The following is an 18,217-nucleotide window of genomic DNA, read 5'->3' as shown; positions in this document are numbered from 1 at the left end:
TCCCTGCGAGTCGAGGCTGACGAGTTCGCCGTGCGGCTTGAGGAGAAACGGGAGGTTTCCACTGACGCGGCCCGAGCGCCGACAGCTTCTCAAGTCACATTTCTTGAGCTCCTTTTCGGCTGCTTACTTGCTTGAGAACCGCAACGAGCATCGAGCCGAAAAGGGAGAACAAGATACCGGACAAGAATATGCGAGCATCTCGCGACGCAGCAGCCGGTGATGACGTGTAGTTCAAAACGATATCGGGCAATGCCACTTCTGCCTTCCCGGAATCAAGTGCGCTGTTTCCGATCCGAGTTCCGTCTAGCCCGGGCCAGGTCTCGACGGAAGTCGAGTCATCGAGGCCTGAGCTACTGGAGTACGCACTCTCGGACAGCTCCTTTATTCTGAATACGCCTATCTCTGCATTCGTCAGCTGCCGGTCATTGCTGAAGGCATCGTTGACCACCAGCGCAGGGATCTCGAAGCGCGGACCGGTTGCCTGGGCGGTCCAAAGGCTGGTGAAGGGCACATCGCACTGGAAGGAGACGGCGTTCCCCCGTACTTCGACTACTGACTCCGCCACTTGCGTCTGCTGCGAGTCGCCGTCGGTCCCGGACGAATCCACCATTTCCCACTGCGTTGCGGGAAAAGATGTCGGTTCTACGAGGGTGAATGACATCGCTGCCGCGATATCGATCGCGGAAAGACCCTTTTCACTGTGCGGTCGACCGTACCGGGCTTCCCTGTTCTGAAGTTGTGAATCGATGCTTGTGACGATCGCGGTCTGCTCGGTAGGCGACAGTTCGGTGAACGAGAGGCCGGTCCAGATACTCGCTTCGACGCTTGGATCGCAGGCTTCGAAATCCTCGGCTGCATCTCCACCTATAACGAGGGTTGCCGCTTGTCGGCCTGGTGCGGTCGGCGCGGCGTCCGAACCGTCGAGACGACTCGGCAGGTCGACTGACACATTCGACGAACCATCGATTGCGCCGGCTACTCCTATGAACACCGAGACCCGGCCCTTGGGCCGGTCCTCTGGATCTATCCCTAGAAGGGAGAGCCTTCCCTCAACTGCTGCCCGATCGGTGAGCGAAGCAATCGCGAACGCTGATCGCACACCCTGGTCGATCGGGAGTGTACCTGTGTTCATCGCGACGAGTATCGCCCCGGCAACGGCAAGAACTCCAATCAGCGATGTGGCTGCGATCCTTGCGCGAGACGGAATGCTCACATCGTGCCCCATCTTGATCGCGAGACGGAGTAACTGACGGTTGCTATCAGTGCCGCGACTGTGAGCGATGCAGAGAGTCCAGCGCCGAGACGGAACCACTGGCGCCGGGTTTGAGCATCTCGAGATTCGAGCAGGGACGTTCCACCCGCGAGGGTGATTGCCTCCTTAGCGCGCGCTCCGCGCGCCCACCAGTCGTCGGAATAGGTCGATACAAGCGACCCGCCGTCGTCGTACTTCTGCTCGGTGGCGACGAAAGTGGAGCGGCTTTCGCTGACCGCGTCCGTGAATGCGGCTTCAATTCGGTACGACACCGTGAGCATTCCCATGCCGTCAGGTCGATTGTGCGCCGCGACGAGGTCAGGGGAACGAAAGCGATCTCGCTCTCGAACCGATCCGAGCACGGCGGTGGAGTCGAACGAGCATGTCAGGCGAGCTGTCGCGAGTTGGTAGGTGGTGGGTGCAGCGTTGTCATCTGCTGACCAGACTCGATCTTGGGTGTCGTGGACCTGGATACCTCGGGCCACGAGCAGCTTTTGTTGCTCGAGCCACCGGTTCGCGCTATCCGGCGCGAGGAGCGACCTGGCCGGATCGCTGTAGAGGCGGCCTGTTCCGGGGCGTCGAGCGACGTAGGAGTCGAGCATCTCGGCCAACGGGTCGCTCGTTGTCATTGATGAGACGCTGCCCAGATCTATGCCGTTGCCGGCGCAGTTCGGGTTCGCGGTCATGAATCCGCCGCCGAGGACGATGTCGACGAGTGCGCCTGGGCTCGCGAAGATGTCGAATGTCAGTTCTATGCGCTTATCGCGCTCACTCAGCGGTAGCGGCTTCGAACTTGTCATCTCGATCCACAAGCTCCCACCGTCGTGATCCGTGAAGGCCGCGAAAAATGACGGGTCGGACTTGACGTCGACAACTGGAACAGTCGAGAACAAGAAAAGGAATGTGGTAGTGGTGCCTAGTATCAGTGCTCCGACTGCGCCCTGGACGGTTCGACGCGATGCAGATGCCATGCCGGAGCCCCCTCCTCGTGTTCGAGTCAAGGTAGCGCGTCCTCAATGAGTTTGCACCGCTTGTCATCGATATTCCCGCAGCGGAAGGATCACGGCGGCTCTACAAGGAGCAGCAGAACCTCACCGAGCGCTGACGGTGGTCGAGGTCGCCGCCCGCTCGTCCACGACGTCGAGGCGAGCCAGCGCGTTCGCCGTCCCCCGGCGGCCCCGCGTCACGACCAGGCCGATCATCGCGGCCGCCGCGAGGACGAAGGCGAGCAGCGACCAGAACCCGCCCTCGACGGCGAGCAGGGTCGACCAGCCGCCCGATCCCGCCGCCCAGCGCACGAGCCGCTGCCAGAGGAGCGGTCGCGGCTCGGGACGCAGGCGCACCACCGTCTCGCCGAGGGTCCGCCCGGACCGCAGCACGATCACCAGCTGGAGCAGCGGAGCGACGAACGGCAGGGCTCCGAGAACCACGTCCCCGTGGCTCGAGCGCGTGTCCACCCCCGCGAGCACGAGGCCGACCCCGGTGATCGAGACGAGCGCGCCCGTGATGAGGCTCAGCGCGAGCACGTCGCAGAACATGCCGAACGCGCGGCGGCGGATCGTGACCGGGCGGGCCAGCTCCGGCACCGCGCCCTCGGTCCGGCGGGTGAAGACGAGGAGCACAGGGGAGAGGAGGGTGCCGAGCAGGGCGCCGGCCGTATTGGCCAGCAGGTCGTCGACGTCGAAGAGCCGGTAGGCGCACGGGTAGAGGAACCAGTCGCCCGTGAGCTGCGTGACCTCGATGAGGAGCGAGACGGCGAAGCCGACGACGGTGCCGCCGATCAGCCCGGCGACGAGGCGCCCGCGCAGAGCGAGGTGGCGGACGAGCATCCCGAGGGGGACGAAGAAGACCACGTTCAGGAGCACCTGCGCGGACGCGGGGTTCGTCAGCAGCGCGCGGGGCCCGTCGATCCCGCCCTCCTTCGCGATGTCCCCGACGAACGCGAACAGGCGCAGCTGCGGACCCGATCCGGTGCGGCAGGCGGCGGCGACCGTCGCCTCGTCGGGCAGGGGGAGGAGCGTGTAGGTGACGAGGGCGAGCGCGTAGACCACGGCGGCGAAGGCCAGCACCGCGTTGCCGATCCCGAGGACGCCGCGGCGCCGGTACTGCAGGGCGGCCCAGGGCACGAGGCCCACGAGGGCGACGGCGGAGCCGAACAGGAGGGCGAGCACGGCGGAGGTCATGCGTCGACAGTAGGAGAGCGGAGGCCGATCCCCACCGACAGGCGCGTCGGGGATCTCCGCCAGCGCGATTCGTCCCTCCCCAGCGCGGGATCCGGGCGCTCCTCCACGGATCCGAGCGATCCCCGCCCGCCGCCTCCACGCCCTGCTAGCGTTTCCTGGGTCGCGTCCAAGAAACGCGTGCACCCCCGACCCCTCCACGAAAGACGTCATGCCGCTGCGCTCCCGCCTCCTCGCCCTCCCCGCCGCCGTCGCGGCCGCCGCGCTCCTGCTCAGCGGCTGCACCGCCGAGACGCCCGACGCCTCCAGCACCCCCGTCGACGGCGGGACCCTCACCTACGCGTCCGGCGACGCCGAGCCCACCTGCCTCGACCCGCACGTCGGCGGCAACTACCCGCAGGCGCTCCTCGCGACACAGGTGCTCGAGTCGCTCGTCTCGCGCGACGCCGACGGCACCATCACGCCGTGGCTGGCCGAGTCGTGGACCGTCTCGGACGACGCGCTCAGCTACGACTTCACCCTGCGCGAGGGCGCGACCTTCACCGACGGCACCGCCCTCGACGCGGAGGCGGTCGCCGCGAACATCGCGCACCTGCAGGACCCGGCGACCAAGTCCTCCACCGGCTACCTCGCCGTGGCGAAGGTCGCCTCCGTCACCGCGGTCTCGCCGACCGTCGCCCGCTTCACCCTGACCGCGCCGGACAGTGCGCTGCTCGAGTCGCTCGCGCAGCCGTGGACCGCGATCGAGTCGCCCGCCGGCATCGCCCGCGGCGAAGAGGCCAACTGCGAGGCGCCCGTCGGCACCGGCCCCTTCACCGTCTCGGAGTGGGTCAGGCAGGACCACGTGACCCTCACCCGCAACGAGGCCTACGACGCGTCGACCGGCCCGACCGGGGACGGCCACGAGGGCCCCGCGCACCTGGCGAGCATCACCTGGCGCTTCATCCCCGACTCCGCCACCCGCTACGCGGCGCTGCAGTCGGGCGAGGTCGACGTGCTCGACAACGCCCAGCCCGACACTCTGAAGGCCGCGACCGGAGCCACGGACCTCGTCGAGCTCGACGCGCCCCGGCCCGGCTCGGTCAACCGCCTCGAGCTCAACTCCGGCCAGGCGCCGTTCGACGACGAGTCCGTCCGCGAGGCGTTCGTCCGCGGCGTCGGCGTGAACGACGCGATCGACTCCCTCTTCTTCGGCACCGCCGAGCGCTCCTACTCCCCGCTGTCCAGCCGCGAGGCGACCGCGTACTCCGACCCGTCGCTCTTCGAGGACGCCGGGTCCGACTCCGAGACGGCCGCCGCCGAGGACCTGCTCGAGAAGGCCGGCTGGGTGGACTCGGACGGCGACGGCATCCGCGAGAAGGACGGCACGCCGCTGACGCTGCGCTTCCCCGTCAGCACCAACCAGTCGATCCCGGCCGAGCAGTCGCTGTTCGAGCAGATCCAGGCCTCGGCGAAGACCCTCGGCTTCGACGTCCGGATCAGCCTGCTCGACCTGTCGAGCTGGTACACCGCGCTCGCGTCGAACGAGTACGAGCTGGTGAGCGCCCCGTACACGAAGGTCGGACCCGACGTTCTGCGGATCCTCTACTCCTCCTCGGGCATCACCCCCGCGCCGAGCGGCTACTTCGCCAACCACGCGCAGATCGCCGACCCCGCGCTCGACTCGCTGCTCGAGCAGGCGAGCGCCACCACCGACGAGGACGCCCGCGCCGACCTGTACGAGCAGGCCCAGCGGATCGTCCTCGAGGGCTACTGGATCCTGCCGCTCTACGACCAGCAGAACCACTACCTGCACCGGTCGGCCGTCCAGGGCCTCGTCGCCCTCGACACCGTGTCGACCCCCTGGTTCGCCGACGCCTGGGTCTGACCCGGCTCCGGAGAGCCGCCTGCACCGATCGATGAGCGGACGCATGCCGGTCGAGTAGTCGCCGCGGCGGCGCATCGAGACCCCGCGATCGGGACGGGCGGACCTCGATGCGCCCGCTCCGCGGGCTGCTCGATCAGCAGGGATCCGTCCTCCATGCTGGTCGAGTAGCCGCCGACGGTCGCGCATCGAGACCCCGTGCTCCGGAGGGAGCGGACCTCGACGAAGCCCCGCCCCCTCCATCGCCCCGACCAGAGAGGACGCCCGCCCGCATGATCCGCCGCGTGCTCCTCCGCCTCGGCGGCGCCCTCGTGGTGCTGTGGGCCGTCGCGACCGCCGTCTTCGTCCTCATCCGCCTCGTCCCCGGCGATCCGGCGCAGGCGATCCTCGGCGGTCCGGGCTCGCAGGCGTCGCCGGAGGCGCTCGCCGCGGTGCGGGAGCAGTACGGCCTCGACCAGCCGCTCCTCGTGCAGTACCTGGTGCAGCTCGGCAGGCTCGCGCGCGGCGACCTCGGTACCTCCTACTCCCTGCGCACCCCGGTCGCGCAGATCCTCGGCGAGCAGCTGCCCGGCACCCTCCTGCTCGCCGTGCTCGCGCTGACCGCCGCGTGGATCCTCGCGTTGGCGACCGCCCTCTGGTCGACCCGGGGCGGCCGGCTCGCCGCCGCGATCGGGTCCGGCCTCGAGCTCACGGCGGCCGCGCTCCCGCACTTCTGGCTGGCGACCGTGCTGATCGCCGTCTTCGCGACCGCGCTGCGCTGGCTGCCCCCGGTCAGCACCGGGTCGCCCGCCGGGCTGGTGCTGCCGACGCTCACCCTCGCGATCCCGCTGGCGGGCTTCCTCGGCCAGGTGATGCGCCGCTCCCTCCTCGACGCGCTGGAGTCGCCGTTCGTGCTCGCCGCTCGGGCGCGCGGCGAGGGCGAGCTCGGCGTCCGCGCCCGCCACGCCCTGCGCCACGCGGTGCTGCCGGGCGTCTCGCTCTCGGGCTGGGCGTTCGGCTACCTGATCGGCGGGGCCGTGGTGGTCGAGACGATCTTCGCGAGGCCGGGGCTCGGCCGGACTCTGCTCGCGGCGGTGACGGTCCGTGACGTGCCGGTGGTGACGGGTGTCGTGCTGGTCACGGCGCTGGCGTACATCGTCGTGACCCTCGCCACCGATCTGCTGACCCGCGTGATCGACCCGCGGCTGGCGCGGCGGGAGGCGGTCGCGTGAGCGAGCTCGAGCTGCGCGCCGCCCGCCCGCTCCGCCGGGGTCCCTCCCGCTTCCGCGCCGGCGAGGTGCTGGCCGCGGTCTTCGTGGTGCTGCTCCTGCTCGCCGCCGTCGTGCCCGGGCTGCTCGCCCCCTCCGATCCGCTCGCCGTCGCCCCGCGCGACGCCTTCACCCCACCGGGTGCCGCGCACCTGCTCGGCACCGACGAGTCCGGTCGCGACGTCCTCAGCCGCCTCATCGCGGGGGCCGGCGCATCCCTCCTGATCGGCGCCAGCGCCACCGCGATCGGCCTCGTCCTCGGCGCGGTGCTCGGGGTGGTCGCGGCGTTCGGCGGCCGCGTCGTCGACGGCGTGATCGGCCGCGTGCTCGAGGTGCTCTTCGCCTTCCCCGCGCTCCTGCTCGCGCTGCTCGTGATCGTGGTCACGGGTCCCGGAGTCGTCCCCGCCACCATCGCGGTCGGCCTCTCGACCGCGCCGGGGTACGCCCGCATCCTGCGCACGCAGCTGCTCGGCATCCGCGACTCCGGCTACGTCGAGGCGGCGCGCGTGCTGGGGCACGGACCCGTCCGCATCCTCGTCCGGCACGTCCTCCCCAACACCTTCGGGCCGCTCGCCGTGCTGGCGACCCTCGGCGTCGGCCAGGCGATCGTCTGGGCCTCGGCCCTCAGCTACCTGGGCCTGGGCGCGGAGCCGCCCGCGCCGGAGTGGGGCGCGATGCTCTCGGCGGGCCGCACCTACCTCGCGAGCGCGTGGTGGCTGACCGTGTTCCCGGGGCTGGCGATCGTGCTGACCACGATCGCGACGACGGTCCTCGGCGGGCGTCTGCGGGGTGCGCGGTGAGCGCGGTCGTCGTCGAGGGGCTCCGGGTCGCCTTCGACGGAGTCGAGGTGGTGCACGGGGTCTCGTTCCGCGTGGAGCCGGGGGAGTGCGTCGCGATCGTCGGCGAGTCCGGGTCGGGCAAGAGCGTCACCGCGCGAGCGCTGCTGGGGCTGAGCGGAGGCGCCGTGACCGGGAGCGTCCGCGTCGGCGGGACCGAGGTGGTCGGAGCGGGCGAGCGGGAGCTGCGGCGGCTGCGCGGCGGATCCGTCGGCTTCGTCCCTCAGGACGCGCTGCTCTCGCTCGACCCGCTGCGCCCGATCGGCCGCGAGATCGGCGACGTGCTCCGCCTCCACGGCCGCCTCCCCGCGGCCGAGCGCGCGCAGCGGACGGTCGAGGCCCTGGCGAGCGTCGGCATGCCGGAGCCGGCCGAGCGGATGCGGGAGCGCTCCGGCGACCTCTCCGGCGGGCTCCGCCAGCGCGCCCTCCTCGCGGCGGCCGTGGCGCTCGATCCGCCGCTGCTCGTCGCCGACGAGCCGACCACCGCGCTCGACGTCACCGTCCAGGCCCGCGTGCTCGAGCTCTTCGCCGAGCAGAAGGCGCGCGGCCGGGCGCTCGTCCTGGTCTCGCACGACCTCGCGGTGGTGGCGGGCCTCGCGGACCGCATCCTCGTGCTCGCCGACGGCCGCGTGGTGGAGGAGGGGACCGCGGCCGAGGTGCTGCGCGCGCCCCGCAGCCCCGAGGCCCGCGCGCTCGTGGCCGCCGTCCCCGCCGGGCGCCCGCGCGGCTCCCGGCTCACCGACCCGACCGCACCGGCGACCCCGCCCGAGACCCCCGGCGAGGTCGTGGTCGCGGCCCGCGGTCTCGCCGCCCGCTTCCCGCTGCCCGGCGGAGGAGTGCGGGTCGCGGTCGACGACGTCGACCTCCGGCTGCGGCGCGGCGAGACCGTGGGGCTCGTCGGCGAGTCCGGGTCGGGCAAGAGCACGGTGGCCCGGCTCGTGCTGGCGCTGCGGCGTCCGGACGCGGGCGCCGTCGAGCTGTTCGGCGAGCCGTGGTCGGCAGCGACCGAGCGCTCCCGCCGTCCCCGCCGCCCGCGGATCGGCGCCGTCTACCAGGACAGCCTCTCCTCGTTCGACCCGCGCTGGAGCGTCGGCCGCCTCCTCCGCGACGCCGGCGCCGCCTCCGTGCCCGCGCTGCTCGAGAGCGTGGGGCTCGACCCCGCCCTGGAGCGGCGCTCGCCGCGGACCCTCTCCGGCGGTCAGCGCCAGCGCGTCTCGATCGCCCGGGCGCTGGCGACGCGCCCCGACGTGCTGATCTGCGACGAGCCCGTCTCGGCCCTCGACGTGTCGGTGCAGGCGCAGATCCTCGACCTGCTCGACGACCTGCAGCGCCGTCACGGCCTCGCCCTCCTCCTCATCTCGCACGACCTCGGCGTGATCGCGCACATGAGCGATCGCATCGCGGTGATGCGCGAGGGCCGGATCGTCGAGGCGGGGCCGGCCGCGTCGCTCCTCGCCGCACCGCAGGAGGAGTACACGCGCCGCCTGCTCGCCGCCGCCCCGCGCCTCGAGCGCTGAGCCGTCCGCGGCGCGGCCCCCGCGCAAGCCCGCGCCGCGAATCCGCCGCACCTCCACCACGTGTCGGACCTGCGGCGTAGCGTTGCCGAGGTGATGCGCCCGACGACCCAGACCCTCGGCCAGCTCCGTGCCTCCGGGCACGTGCAGAAGAGCCTCCGCACCGAGATCCGCGACAACCTGCTCGACGCCCTGCGCGAGGGCCGCGATCCCTGGCCGGGCCTGCACGGCTTCGCCGAGACGGTCATCCCGCAGGTCGAGCGCGCCGTCATCGCCGGTCACGACATCGTCCTGCTGGGCGAGCGCGGCCAGGGCAAGACCCGCCTCCTGCGCACCCTCGTCGGCCTGCTCGACGAGTGGACGCCCGTCATCGAGGGGTCCGAGCTCGGCGAGCACCCCTACGAGCCGATCACCACGGAGAGCCGCCGCCGAGCGGAGGAGCTGGGCGAGGACCTGCCCGTCGCGTGGAAGCCCCGCGAGGAGCGCTACGTCGAGAAGCTGGCCACCCCCGACACCAGCGTCGCCGACCTCATCGGCGACGTCGACCCGATGAAGGTGGCCGAGGGCCGCAGCCTGGGCGACCCGGAGACCATCCACTTCGGCCTCATCCCGCGCAGCCACCGCGGTATCGTCGCGATCAACGAGCTGCCGGACCTGGCCGAGCGGATCCAGGTCGCCATGCTCAACGTGATGGAGGAGCGCGACATCCAGATCCGCGGCTACGTCCTCCGCCTCCCCCTCGACGTCCTCGTCGTCGCGAGCGCGAACCCGGAGGACTACACGAACCGCGGCCGGATCATCACGCCGCTGAAGGACCGCTTCGGCGCCGAGATCCGCACCCACTACCCGACCGCTCTCGTCGACGAGGTCGCCGTCATCCGGCAGGAGGCGGACCTCGTCGCGACCGTGCCCGATGCGCTCATCGAGATCCTCGCCCGCTTCACGCGGGCCCTGCGCGAGTCGAGCTCCGTCGACCAGCGCAGCGGCGTCAGCGCCCGCTTCGCCATCGCCGGCGCCGAGACGATCGCCGCCGCCGCCCTGCACCGCGCCACCCGCCGCGGCGAGGAGGAGGCGGTCGCCCGCCCCATCGACCTCGAGACCGCCGTCGACGTGCTCGGCGGCAAGATCGAGTTCGAGTCGGGGGAGGAGGGCCGCGAGGACGAGATCCTCGACCACCTGCTCCGTCAGGCCACCGCCGAGACCGTCCGCGCTCACCTGCGCGGCGTCGACCTCGGGCCGCTCGTCGAGGCGGTCGAGAACGGCGCGATGATCACGACCGGCGAGCAGGTGACCGCCCGCGAGTTCCTGGCCGGCCTGCCGCTGCTGGGCGAGGCCCGCGTGTACGACGAGGTCGCCGAGCGTCTCGACGCCGTGGGGGAGGGGCGCCGCGCCGGAGCGGTCGAGCTCGCCCTCGAGGGCCTCTACCTCTCGCGCAAGCTGAGCAAGGAGACGGGCGGGGGCGAGGCCGTCTATGGCTGATGCTCCGCGCGGCAACCGGCGGCTGAAGCGCGACGCGCGCTACGCGAAGTACGACGGGGGACCCGATCCGCTCGCTCCTCCGGTCGACCTGAAGGAGGCCCTCGACGCGATCGGCGAGGACGTGATGGGCGGCACCTCGCCCGAGCGCGCCCTGCGCGAGTTCCTCCGCCGTGGCACCCGCGACCGCGAGGGCCTGGACGACCTGGCCGCCCGCGTCGCCGAGCGGCGTCGCGAGCTCACGCAGAGGAACAACCTCGACGGCACGCTCCGCGAGATCCGCGAGCTCCTCGACAAGGCCGTCCTCGCCGAGCGCAAGCAGCTCGCCCGCGACACGCAGATGGACGACGGCGACCGCGCGCTCGCCGAGATCCAGCTCGACAGCCTCCCGCCCTCGCCGGCCGCGGCCGTCTCGGAGCTCCGCGACTACCGCTGGCAGAGCCCCGAGGCGCGCGCCGACTTCGAGCGGATCCGCGAGCTCCTGGGCCGCGAGATGCTCGATCAGCGCTTCGAGGGGATGAAGCAGGCCCTCGAGAACGCGAGCGACGAGGACCGCGCCGCGATCGACGCGATGCTCCGCGACCTGAACGAGCTGCTCGAGGCGCACGCGCGCGGGGAGGACACCCCCGAGCAGTTCGACGCCTTCATGGAGCAGCACGGCGAGTACTTCCCCGAGGGCCCTAAGTCGGTGGACGAGCTGATCGACGCGCTCGCCGCCCGCGCGGCCGCGGCCCAGCGGATGCGCAACTCGATGACCGCCGAGCAGCGCGCCGAGCTCGACGCCCTCGCCCAGGAGGCCTTCGGCACGCCGGAGCTCATGCAGTCCCTCGGCCGCCTCGACGAGACCCTGCGGGGGCTCCGTCCCGGCGAGGACTGGGGCGGCTCCGAGCGGATGGACGGCGAGCAGGGGCTCGGCCTCGGCGACGGGACGGGCGTGTTCCAGGAGCTGGCCGACCTCGACGCCCTCGCCGACCAGCTCGCGCAGACGGACCGCTCCTCCCTCGACGACCTCGACCTCGACCTGCTGGCGAAGCGCCTCGGCGAGGACGCCTCGGTCGACGCGCAGACGCTGAAGCGCCTGGAGCGGGCCCTGCGCGACTCCGGGACCCTGCGCCGCGGCTCCGACGGCCGCCTCGCCCTCAGCCCGAAGGCCATGCGCCAGCTCGGGAAGGCGCTCCTGCGCGACATCGCCGAGACCGTCTCCGGCCGTCAGGGCGCCCGCGACGTCCGGCGTGCGGGCGCGGCGGGCGAGCGCTCCGGAGCGACGCGCTCGTGGGAGTTCGGCGACACCGAGGCCTGGGACATCCCCCGCACGGTGACCAACGCCCTCACCCGCACCGCCGGCGAGGGCAGGCCGGTCGGCTCGGGGGTGCGCATCCGGATCGACGACGTCGAGGTGCAGGAGACGGAGGCGCGCACGCAGGCCTGTGTCGCGCTCCTCGTCGACACCTCGTTCTCGATGGCGATGGACGGCCGCTGGGTGCCGATGAAGCGCACTGCGCTCGCCCTGCACACCCTGATCAGCAGCCGGTTCCGAGGAGACGCGCTGCAGCTCGTCGCCTTCGGCCGACGCGCCGAGGTGATGGACGTCGAGCAGCTGGTGGGCCTGGACGCCGAGTGGGACAAGGGCACGAACCTGCACCACGCGCTGCTGCTGGCCAACCGGCACTTCCGCAAGCACCCGAACGCGCAGCCGGTGCTGCTCATCGTCACCGACGGCGAGCCGACCGCGCACCTCGAGCCCGACGGCGGCGTCTTCTTCGACTACCCGCCGGACCCGCTGACGGTCGCCGTCTCGGTCCGCGAGCTCGACGCGTCGCTCCGCCTCGGCGCGCACACCACGTTCTTCCGCCTGGGCGACGACCCGGGCCTCGCGCGCTTCATCGACTCGCTCGCCCGCCGGGTCGGCGGCTCGGTGGTGAACCCGGAGGCGGAGGACCTGGGAGCGGCCGTCGTCTCCTCCTACCTCGGCGCTCGCGGCGCGGGTCCGGGAGGCGGCGGGACGCCGGGCGAGGAGCTGTTCGGCCGCGGCTGGAGCTTCTGAGCCGCTCAGGATGCAGGAGGGACCCGCTCCCGCGCCTGAGGATCAGCGCGTCCCCGTCGCTCCGGAGGCGTTCGTCCTGAGTTCTGACCGCGCCCGGCTCAGAACAGCGGCCAGGGCACCGCGGGCATCCCGCCCCGCGGGCCCGGGAAGCGGCCGAAGGAGCCGAGCCGCTCGCAGCGCTTCGCGAACGCGGCGACCTCGTCCTCGGTGAGCAGCTCCGAGAGCGCCTCGCCGAGCGGTCCGTCGATCTGCGCGCGCAGGAGCGCCAGCGCCGTCAGCTCCTCCTCGAGCAGCGGTTCGCCGATCCAGCCCCAGAGGACCGTGCGCAGCTTGTGCTCGGAGTGGAAGGTGAGGCCGTGGTCGACCCCGTAGCGGTGGCCGTCGGGCAGCGCGAGCACGTGCCCGCCCTTCCGGTCCGCGTTGTTGGCGACCACGTCGAACACGGCCATCCGGCGCAGCGCCGTCGAGTCCTCGTGCACGAGGGAGATGTCGCGGTCCTCCTCGTCGCTGCCGTCGAGGACGTGCCGCCATCCGTCGGGCACGGCGTCGGCGGGCACCAGGTCGACCGCGTCCTGGTCCGGATCGATGTCCTGCCAGAGCTGGACCATGCCCGGCCCGAGCGGACCGTCGCGGAGCCACGTGCGCGGCACCACGTTCCAGCCGAGCGCCTCCGAGACGAGGTAGGCGGCGACCTCGCGGCCCGCCAGCACGCCGTCCGGGAAGTCCCACAGCGGCTTCTCGCCCGAGATCGGCTTGTAGACGACGGACGTCTCGCCGAGCTGCGCGAGGAACGTCGCGTTCGAGGCGATCGTGATCCGGCCGGCCAGCTCCAGCTCGCCGTCGAGCCCGCCCGGGTCGCTCATGCGAGCGGGCAGTCGTGCCCGTCGGGATCCATCGGCTCGCCGCAGCGGGGGCAGAGCGGACGTCCGGCGCCGACGACCTCGAGGGTGCGCTTCGCGAAGGCGCGCGCCGTGCCGACCGGGATCTTCACCTGCAGCATCTCGGTGGGCTCGGGCTCCTCCTCGGAGTCGTCCTCCGCCTCGGTCAGCGGGTAGGCCTCGATCACGATCTGCGCGGTGGACGGGTCCCAGCCGAGGCTGAGACCGCCGACGCGGAACTCGGGCTCCACGGGCTGGTCGAGCGGGTCGTTGTCGACGAGCTCCGGGGGAGTGCCGGCGGGGACGCTGACCGGGTTGCCCTGGGCGGTCATCAGCTGGTCGAGGATCTCGTCGATCTTCTCGGCGAGGAGGGCCGACTGCTGCTTCTCGAGGCCGACGCTGACCACGCGGGGCCCGGTCTTGGCCTGGAGGTAGAAGGAGCGCGAGCCGGGTGAGCCGACGGTCCCCACGACGACGCGATCGGGCCAGTCGAATCCGTGCACGATCGGAGGCATGCCCCCAGTCTACGAGCGCCCGCCTCCGCAGTGGCTGCGCGCGTCGGGCTCGGGCGGCCTGCTGATCGAGCAGCCGTCTCTTCTGCTGACCGAGCCCCCCGCGGAGCGGACGCATCGAGATCCGCCGCCGCCGAGCACCCGCATCCCTGCCGCTCGATCGAGCCCTGAAGCGGCCCTCCCGAACCCGCGCCTACTCGTGCCCCGCCCCGCCCCCCACGGCGGCGTCCGCCACGGGGGCCGCCTTCCGCAGCCAGCCCAGGTCCCCGGCGTCCGTGTTCATCGCGACGACCTCGGGCCGCCCCGCGCCGTAGCGGATGATCGACACCGACGCCGGTCCGACGCTGAGCCTCTGGAACAGGTCGAGGTGCATGCCGAGCGCGTCCGCGAGGATCGCCTTGATCGTGTCTCCGTGGCTGACCGCCGCCCACACCGCGCCGGCCCCGTGCTCCTCCGCCACCGCCGCGTCGTGCCGGCGGATCGCGGACACGGCCCGGGCCTGCATCGCGAGCATCCCCTCGCCGCCGGGGAAGACCACCGCGGAGGGCTGGTTCTGCACCGTCGCCCAGAGCGGCTCCGTCGCGAGATCCCGCAGCGAGCGCCCCGACCAGTCGCCGTAGTCGCACTCGGTGATGCCCTTGTCGATCACGGTCGCCGGCGATCCCGTCTGCCGCTCGAGGACGAAGCGCGTGGTCTGCCGGCACCGCTCGAGCGGGCTCGACACCACGGTCGCGAGCTCGACCGCCGCCAGCCGCTCCCCGGTGCGCGCCGCCTGCGTGCGTCCGACGTCGTCGAGCCGCACTCCGGCGGTGCGTCCGGCGAGGATCCCCGCGGTGTTCGCGGTGGTGCGTCCGTGCCGGACGAGGAGGAGCGTGGGCATGGGGCCAGCGTAGGCGGCCGTGCTCCCGCCCCGCCCCGTCGAGGGGCCGGGGCCGCGCGACTCCATCGCGGGACGGATGCCCCGGCCGCAGCGCCTGCCTAGGGTGGAGGAGCGGCCGCCCACCGCGGCCCGGAAGGGACACACATGGACGGGACGACGCCCCCCGGCATTCCCCAGGACGGCACGGACACCGAGAGCCCCGCCGCGCGCACCGCCGCCGACGGCACCGCTGCCGAGCACACCGACTCCGCGCACACCGACTCCGCGACCCCCGCATGGGTCGCCCCCGAGGCCTCCGGCCGCCACGGCGAGGTCGCCCTGCGGATCCGCGGCCTCCGCAAGCGCTTCGGCGACAAGGAGGCCGTGAAGGACATCGACCTCGACGTCCCCGCCGGGTCCTTCTTCGGGCTCGTCGGCCCCAATGGCGCGGGCAAGACGACGACCCTCTCGATGGCCACGGCCCTGCTCCGCCCCGACAGCGGCGTCGTCACGATCCACGAGGTCGACGTCTGGAAGGACACCCTCGAGGCGAAGCGGCTGATCGGCGTCCTCGCCGACGGCGTCAAGCTGTTCGACCGCCTCACCGGTCTCCAGCTCGTCACCTACTACGGCCTGCTCTGCGGGCTCGAGCGCTCCGTCGTCGTCGAGCGGACCGACGACCTCCTCGCCCTGCTCGGCCTCGATCCGGCCGACCGCACGCTCGTCGTGGACTACTCCGCGGGCATGACCAAGAAGATCGCGCTCGCCTGCGCGCTCGTGCGCGCCCCGCGCCTCCTGGTGCTCGACGAGCCGTTCGAGTCGGTCGACCCGGTCTCAGCGGCGAACATCCGCGACATCCTGACCGGCTTCGTCGCATCGGGCGGCACGGTCATCGTGTCGTCCCACTCCATGGACCTCGTCGAGCGGATGTGCGACCGCGTCGCCGTCATCGCCGACGGCCGCGTGCTCGCCTCCGGCACCCTCGAGGAGGTCCGCGCCGGCTCCAGCCTCGAGGAGCGCTTCGTCGAGCTGGTCGGCGGCCGCACCCACCAGGAGGGACCGGCATGGTTGCGCATCTCCTGAGGCTGCGGCTGCTCCTGCTCCGCAACTCGCTGACGCGGAACGTGTGGCAGCTGATCGGCGTGATCCTCGGCGGTCTCTACGCGATCGCGGTGCTCGGCCTGGTCGCGGCCGGCCTGGTCGCGCTCGGAGGCACGGACCCGGCGTTCGCGAACGTCGCGATCGTCCTCGGCGGATCCGCTCTGATCCTCGGCTGGGTGCTCGGGCCGATCTTCCTGTCCGGCTCCGACCAGAGCCTCGACCTGCCCACCCTCGCGACGTTCCCGATCCCGCTGCGTACCCTCCTCCTCGGGCTCGCCGCCGCGGGCCTCGCGGGCATCCCCGGCGTGGTGACCACGCTCGGGGCGCTCGCCTCCGCCGCCGCCTGGTGGAGCCGTCCGATCGGCATCCTTCCCGGCCTCGTCGCCGCGGTGATCGGCGTCGCGACCTGCGTGGTCGCGTCGCGCCTGATCGGCGCGCTCACCACGGGCCTGGGCTCGAGCCGCCGCTACCGCGAGGTGATCGGCGGCGTCGTGCTCGTCGTCGTCATCCTGCTCGGACCGCTCTTCTTCGGCCTGACCAACGTGATCCGCGACGGCCTGGACGTCCTGCCCGTGATCGCGGGCGCCCTCGGCTGGTCGCCGCTCGGCGCGATCTGGGCCGTCCCCGGATCCGTCGTCGCGGGCGACTGGGTCGCGGCGATCGCGCGCCTGCTGATCGGGCTCGCGACGCTGGCCGTCCTCGTCTGGGCGTGGACCCGGGCGCTGCGGCACGCGCTCGCGGAGCCCGCCGCGTCCGGCGCGCACTCCGCCTCCGGATCCGCGGGCCTCGGCCTGTTCGGGCGCTTCCCCGGCACCCCGACCGGCGCCGTCGCCGCGCGTGCCCTCGGCTACTGGTGGCGCGACCCGCGCTACAGCCGCGGGCTGCTCGTCATCCCCGCCGTCGTCGTCCTCGCGGTGTTCTACTCCGCGATCGGCAGCGGCGGCGACGCCTTCGTGCTGCTCTCGGCCGTGCTCGTCGGCCTGATCTTCGGCGTGACCCTCTGCGCCGACGTGTCGTACGACGGCACCGCCTGGGCGGCGCACGTCAGCTCCGGAGTGACGGGGTCGGCCGACCGCGCCGGTCGCGTCGTCGCCGCCGCGATCATCGGCGTCCCTGCGGTGGTCGTCGTGGCGGTGGGCACCGCGCTGTACGCGGGACGCGCCGACGCGATCCCGGCCGTGCTGGGCATGGCGCTGGCCCTCGTTCTCAGCGGGTTCGGAGTGTCGAGCGTCGCCTCGTCGCTCGTCGTCTACCCCGTGCCCGGGCCGGGGGACAGCCCGCTGAAGACGCCGCCGGGCTCCGGGATGATCTCGAGCGTCGTGATGCTGGGGAGCATGGCCGCGACCGGTCTGCTGGCGCTCCCGTCGATCGTCCTCGGCGCGATCTCGCTCATCGGCGGCGACCCGGCCTTCGGCCTGATCGGACTGGCGGCCGCCCTCGTGCTGGGCACCGTCTTCGCGCTGGTCGGCATCCGCGTCGGCGGTCGGATCGTCGACCGCCGAGCGCCGGAGCTGTTCGCCGCCCTCGTGACGATCGGCTGACGCGGGTGGCGGGGCGCGGGTGGGCGGTGCCCGCCCGCTGCCCGTCTCCGCCCCGCTCCCCGCCCCCGCGAGTGCGCGGAAGTCGTCGCACTCGAGCTCGAGTGCGACAACTCCTGCACACTCGCGGGAGCGCCGAGTGCCGAGTGCCGAGTGCCAAGCACTCAAGAGTCGTCGTAGTCGAGCGCGAGCACGATGACTTCTGCGCACTCGAGGGTCGCTCGAGTGGACGAGTGTCGAGTCTCCAAGAGTCGTCGCAGTCGAGGGCGAGTGCGACAACTCCTGCGTGCTTGCGAGTGCGACGACTCCTGCGCACTCGCGGGAGCCGACGAGGACCGCGCGCCCGCGAGTGGCCGCGCGCCCGCGAAGGCCCGCACGCAGGAGCCGCGGCAGAATGTGGACATGCGCAGCCTCGAAGTCCTCCTCGATCCGGAGTCGGAGGCTCGCGTCCGCGGCCAGTGGGAGGCGCTCGAGGCGGCCGGCATCTCGAGCCTCGCGCTGCACACGTCCGCCAGCAACCGCCCGCACCTCACCCTGGTCGCCGGGCCCGAGCTGACCGCCCCGGAGCCGGGCGCGCTCGGTCCGCTGCCGGCGACGGTCGACTTGGGCGCCGTCCTCCTCTTCCCGCACGCCGGGCGCTTCGTCCTCGCCTGGGGAGTGGTCCGCTCGCCCGCCCTCGACGCTCTGCACGACCGGGCCACGCGCCTCGTGCCGGGCGGCGTCGACACCTCGCTGCCGGACGCCTGGACGCCGCACATCAGCGTCTCGCGCCGCCTCCGCGCCGAGCAGCTCGGCGACGCCGTCCCCCTCCTCGGCGAGCCGTTCACCGTCGGCCTCGCGGGCGTCCGCTTCTGGGACGGCGACACCCGCACCCTCACCGACCTCTGATCCGGGCGCCGCAGAAGCCCCCCGACGC

Annotated in this window: 15 protein-coding genes; 9 read left to right on the top strand and 6 right to left on the bottom strand. The window is 72.5% G+C overall.

Annotation, left to right across the window (positions count from 1 at the left end):
- Nucleotides 1–94: 94 nt before the first annotated feature.
- The 3 genes from C5D50_RS16280 to C5D50_RS01465 form a co-directional block, all read right to left on the bottom strand.
- On the bottom strand, nt 95–1,213 hold the full coding sequence (locus C5D50_RS16280; RefSeq protein ID WP_146086864.1) for a hypothetical protein: 1,119 nt from the start codon (nt 1,211–1,213) through the stop codon (nt 95–97).
- On the bottom strand, nt 1,210–2,145 hold the full coding sequence (locus C5D50_RS16275; protein WP_146086863.1) for a hypothetical protein: 936 nt from the start codon (nt 2,143–2,145) through the stop codon (nt 1,210–1,212). The genes C5D50_RS16280 and C5D50_RS16275 overlap by 4 nt, the downstream gene beginning before the upstream one ends.
- A 198-nt stretch (nt 2,146–2,343) precedes the next feature.
- Nucleotides 2,344–3,435, bottom strand: a complete 1,092-nt coding sequence (locus C5D50_RS01465; RefSeq protein ID WP_181137264.1) for a VanZ family protein — start codon at nt 3,433–3,435, stop codon at nt 2,344–2,346.
- 208 nt (nt 3,436–3,643) lie between these two features.
- Between C5D50_RS01465 and C5D50_RS01460 the strand changes: the two genes are divergently transcribed.
- From C5D50_RS01460 to C5D50_RS01435, 6 genes are all read left to right on the top strand, one after another.
- Nucleotides 3,644–5,299, top strand: a complete 1,656-nt coding sequence (locus C5D50_RS01460; protein ID WP_104282538.1) for an ABC transporter substrate-binding protein — start codon at nt 3,644–3,646, stop codon at nt 5,297–5,299.
- Nucleotides 5,300–5,568: 269 nt separating this feature from the next.
- A complete protein-coding gene (locus C5D50_RS01455) occupies nt 5,569–6,507 on the top strand; it encodes an ABC transporter permease (protein WP_104249670.1) in 939 nt (312 codons plus the stop codon).
- On the top strand, nt 6,504–7,343 hold the full coding sequence (locus tag C5D50_RS01450; protein ID WP_104282537.1) for an ABC transporter permease: 840 nt from the start codon (nt 6,504–6,506) through the stop codon (nt 7,341–7,343). The genes C5D50_RS01455 and C5D50_RS01450 overlap by 4 nt, the downstream gene beginning before the upstream one ends.
- On the top strand, nt 7,340–8,896 hold the full coding sequence (locus C5D50_RS01445) for an ABC transporter ATP-binding protein (RefSeq protein ID WP_104238832.1): 1,557 nt from the start codon (nt 7,340–7,342) through the stop codon (nt 8,894–8,896). Before C5D50_RS01450 ends, C5D50_RS01445 begins: the two co-directional genes overlap by 4 nt.
- A gap of 93 nt (nt 8,897–8,989) precedes the next feature.
- The gene (locus tag C5D50_RS01440; protein WP_104262318.1) at nt 8,990–10,372 is read left to right on the top strand and encodes a magnesium chelatase; all 1,383 of its coding nucleotides are present in this window, start codon (nt 8,990–8,992) and stop codon (nt 10,370–10,372) included.
- Nucleotides 10,365–12,413: a VWA domain-containing protein gene (locus C5D50_RS01435; RefSeq protein WP_104282535.1), complete on the top strand. Its 2,049-nt coding sequence runs from the start codon at nt 10,365–10,367 to the stop codon at nt 12,411–12,413. The genes C5D50_RS01440 and C5D50_RS01435 overlap by 8 nt, the downstream gene beginning before the upstream one ends.
- A 98-nt stretch (nt 12,414–12,511) precedes the next feature.
- Here the strand turns inward: C5D50_RS01435 and C5D50_RS01430 are convergent, their stop codons facing one another.
- The 3 genes from C5D50_RS01430 to C5D50_RS01420 form a co-directional block, all read right to left on the bottom strand.
- Entirely contained in the window at nt 12,512–13,276 is a 765-nt protein-coding gene (locus C5D50_RS01430) for an SCO1664 family protein (RefSeq protein WP_104226043.1), read from the bottom strand.
- Entirely contained in the window at nt 13,273–13,806 is a 534-nt protein-coding gene (locus C5D50_RS01425; protein ID WP_104225051.1) for a DUF3090 domain-containing protein, read from the bottom strand. The genes C5D50_RS01430 and C5D50_RS01425 overlap by 4 nt, the downstream gene beginning before the upstream one ends.
- Before the next feature lie 190 nt (nt 13,807–13,996).
- Nucleotides 13,997–14,683 carry a histidine phosphatase family protein gene (locus C5D50_RS01420; protein WP_104226042.1) on the bottom strand — a complete coding sequence of 229 codons (687 nt, stop codon included), beginning with the start codon at nt 14,681–14,683 and terminating at the stop codon, nt 13,997–13,999.
- Nucleotides 14,684–14,827: 144 nt separating this feature from the next.
- On the opposite strand from C5D50_RS01420, the gene C5D50_RS01415 reads away from it, so the two are divergent.
- The 3 genes from C5D50_RS01415 (at nt 14,828) to C5D50_RS01405 (ending at nt 18,189) form a co-directional block, all read left to right on the top strand.
- Nucleotides 14,828–15,745: an ABC transporter ATP-binding protein gene (locus C5D50_RS01415; RefSeq protein WP_104282534.1), complete on the top strand. Its 918-nt coding sequence runs from the start codon at nt 14,828–14,830 to the stop codon at nt 15,743–15,745.
- Entirely contained in the window at nt 15,727–17,304 is a 1,578-nt protein-coding gene (locus tag C5D50_RS01410; protein ID WP_104282533.1) for a transporter, read from the top strand. Before C5D50_RS01415 ends, C5D50_RS01410 begins: the two co-directional genes overlap by 19 nt.
- 399 nt (nt 17,305–17,703) lie before the next feature.
- Entirely contained in the window at nt 17,704–18,189 is a 486-nt protein-coding gene (locus tag C5D50_RS01405; RefSeq protein ID WP_146086862.1) for a 2'-5' RNA ligase family protein, read from the top strand.
- Nucleotides 18,190–18,217 lie beyond the last annotated feature (28 nt).

It is taken from the genome of Rathayibacter sp. RFBD1, from assembly GCF_002932915.1.
Taxonomy (GTDB): Bacteria; Actinomycetota; Actinomycetes; order Actinomycetales; family Microbacteriaceae; genus Rathayibacter.
This window is presented reverse-complemented; position numbering and strand designations above follow the sequence as displayed.

What these genes read in the sequence shown, in the direction of transcription:
- C5D50_RS01465 (WP_181137264.1), bottom strand. Translation starts at nt 3,435, where the DNA reads ATGACCTCCGCCGTGCTCGCCCTCCTGTTCGGCTCCGCCGTCGCCCTC.
- C5D50_RS01460 (WP_104282538.1), top strand. Translation starts at nt 3,644, where the DNA reads ATGCCGCTGCGCTCCCGCCTCCTCGCCCTCCCCGCCGCCGTCGCGGCC.
- C5D50_RS01455 (WP_104249670.1), top strand. Translation starts at nt 5,569, where the DNA reads ATGATCCGCCGCGTGCTCCTCCGCCTCGGCGGCGCCCTCGTGGTGCTG.
- C5D50_RS01440 (WP_104262318.1), top strand. Translation starts at nt 8,990, where the DNA reads ATGCGCCCGACGACCCAGACCCTCGGCCAGCTCCGTGCCTCCGGGCAC.
- C5D50_RS01435 (WP_104282535.1), top strand. Translation starts at nt 10,365, where the DNA reads ATGGCTGATGCTCCGCGCGGCAACCGGCGGCTGAAGCGCGACGCGCGC.
- C5D50_RS01430 (WP_104226043.1), bottom strand. Translation starts at nt 13,276, where the DNA reads ATGAGCGACCCGGGCGGGCTCGACGGCGAGCTGGAGCTGGCCGGCCGG.
- C5D50_RS01425 (WP_104225051.1), bottom strand. Translation starts at nt 13,806, where the DNA reads ATGCCTCCGATCGTGCACGGATTCGACTGGCCCGATCGCGTCGTCGTG.
- C5D50_RS01420 (WP_104226042.1), bottom strand. Translation starts at nt 14,683, where the DNA reads ATGCCCACGCTCCTCCTCGTCCGGCACGGACGCACCACCGCGAACACC.
- C5D50_RS01415 (WP_104282534.1), top strand. Translation starts at nt 14,828, where the DNA reads ATGGACGGGACGACGCCCCCCGGCATTCCCCAGGACGGCACGGACACC.
- C5D50_RS01410 (WP_104282533.1), top strand. Translation starts at nt 15,727, where the DNA reads ATGGTTGCGCATCTCCTGAGGCTGCGGCTGCTCCTGCTCCGCAACTCG.
- C5D50_RS01405 (WP_146086862.1), top strand. Translation starts at nt 17,704, where the DNA reads ATGCGCAGCCTCGAAGTCCTCCTCGATCCGGAGTCGGAGGCTCGCGTC.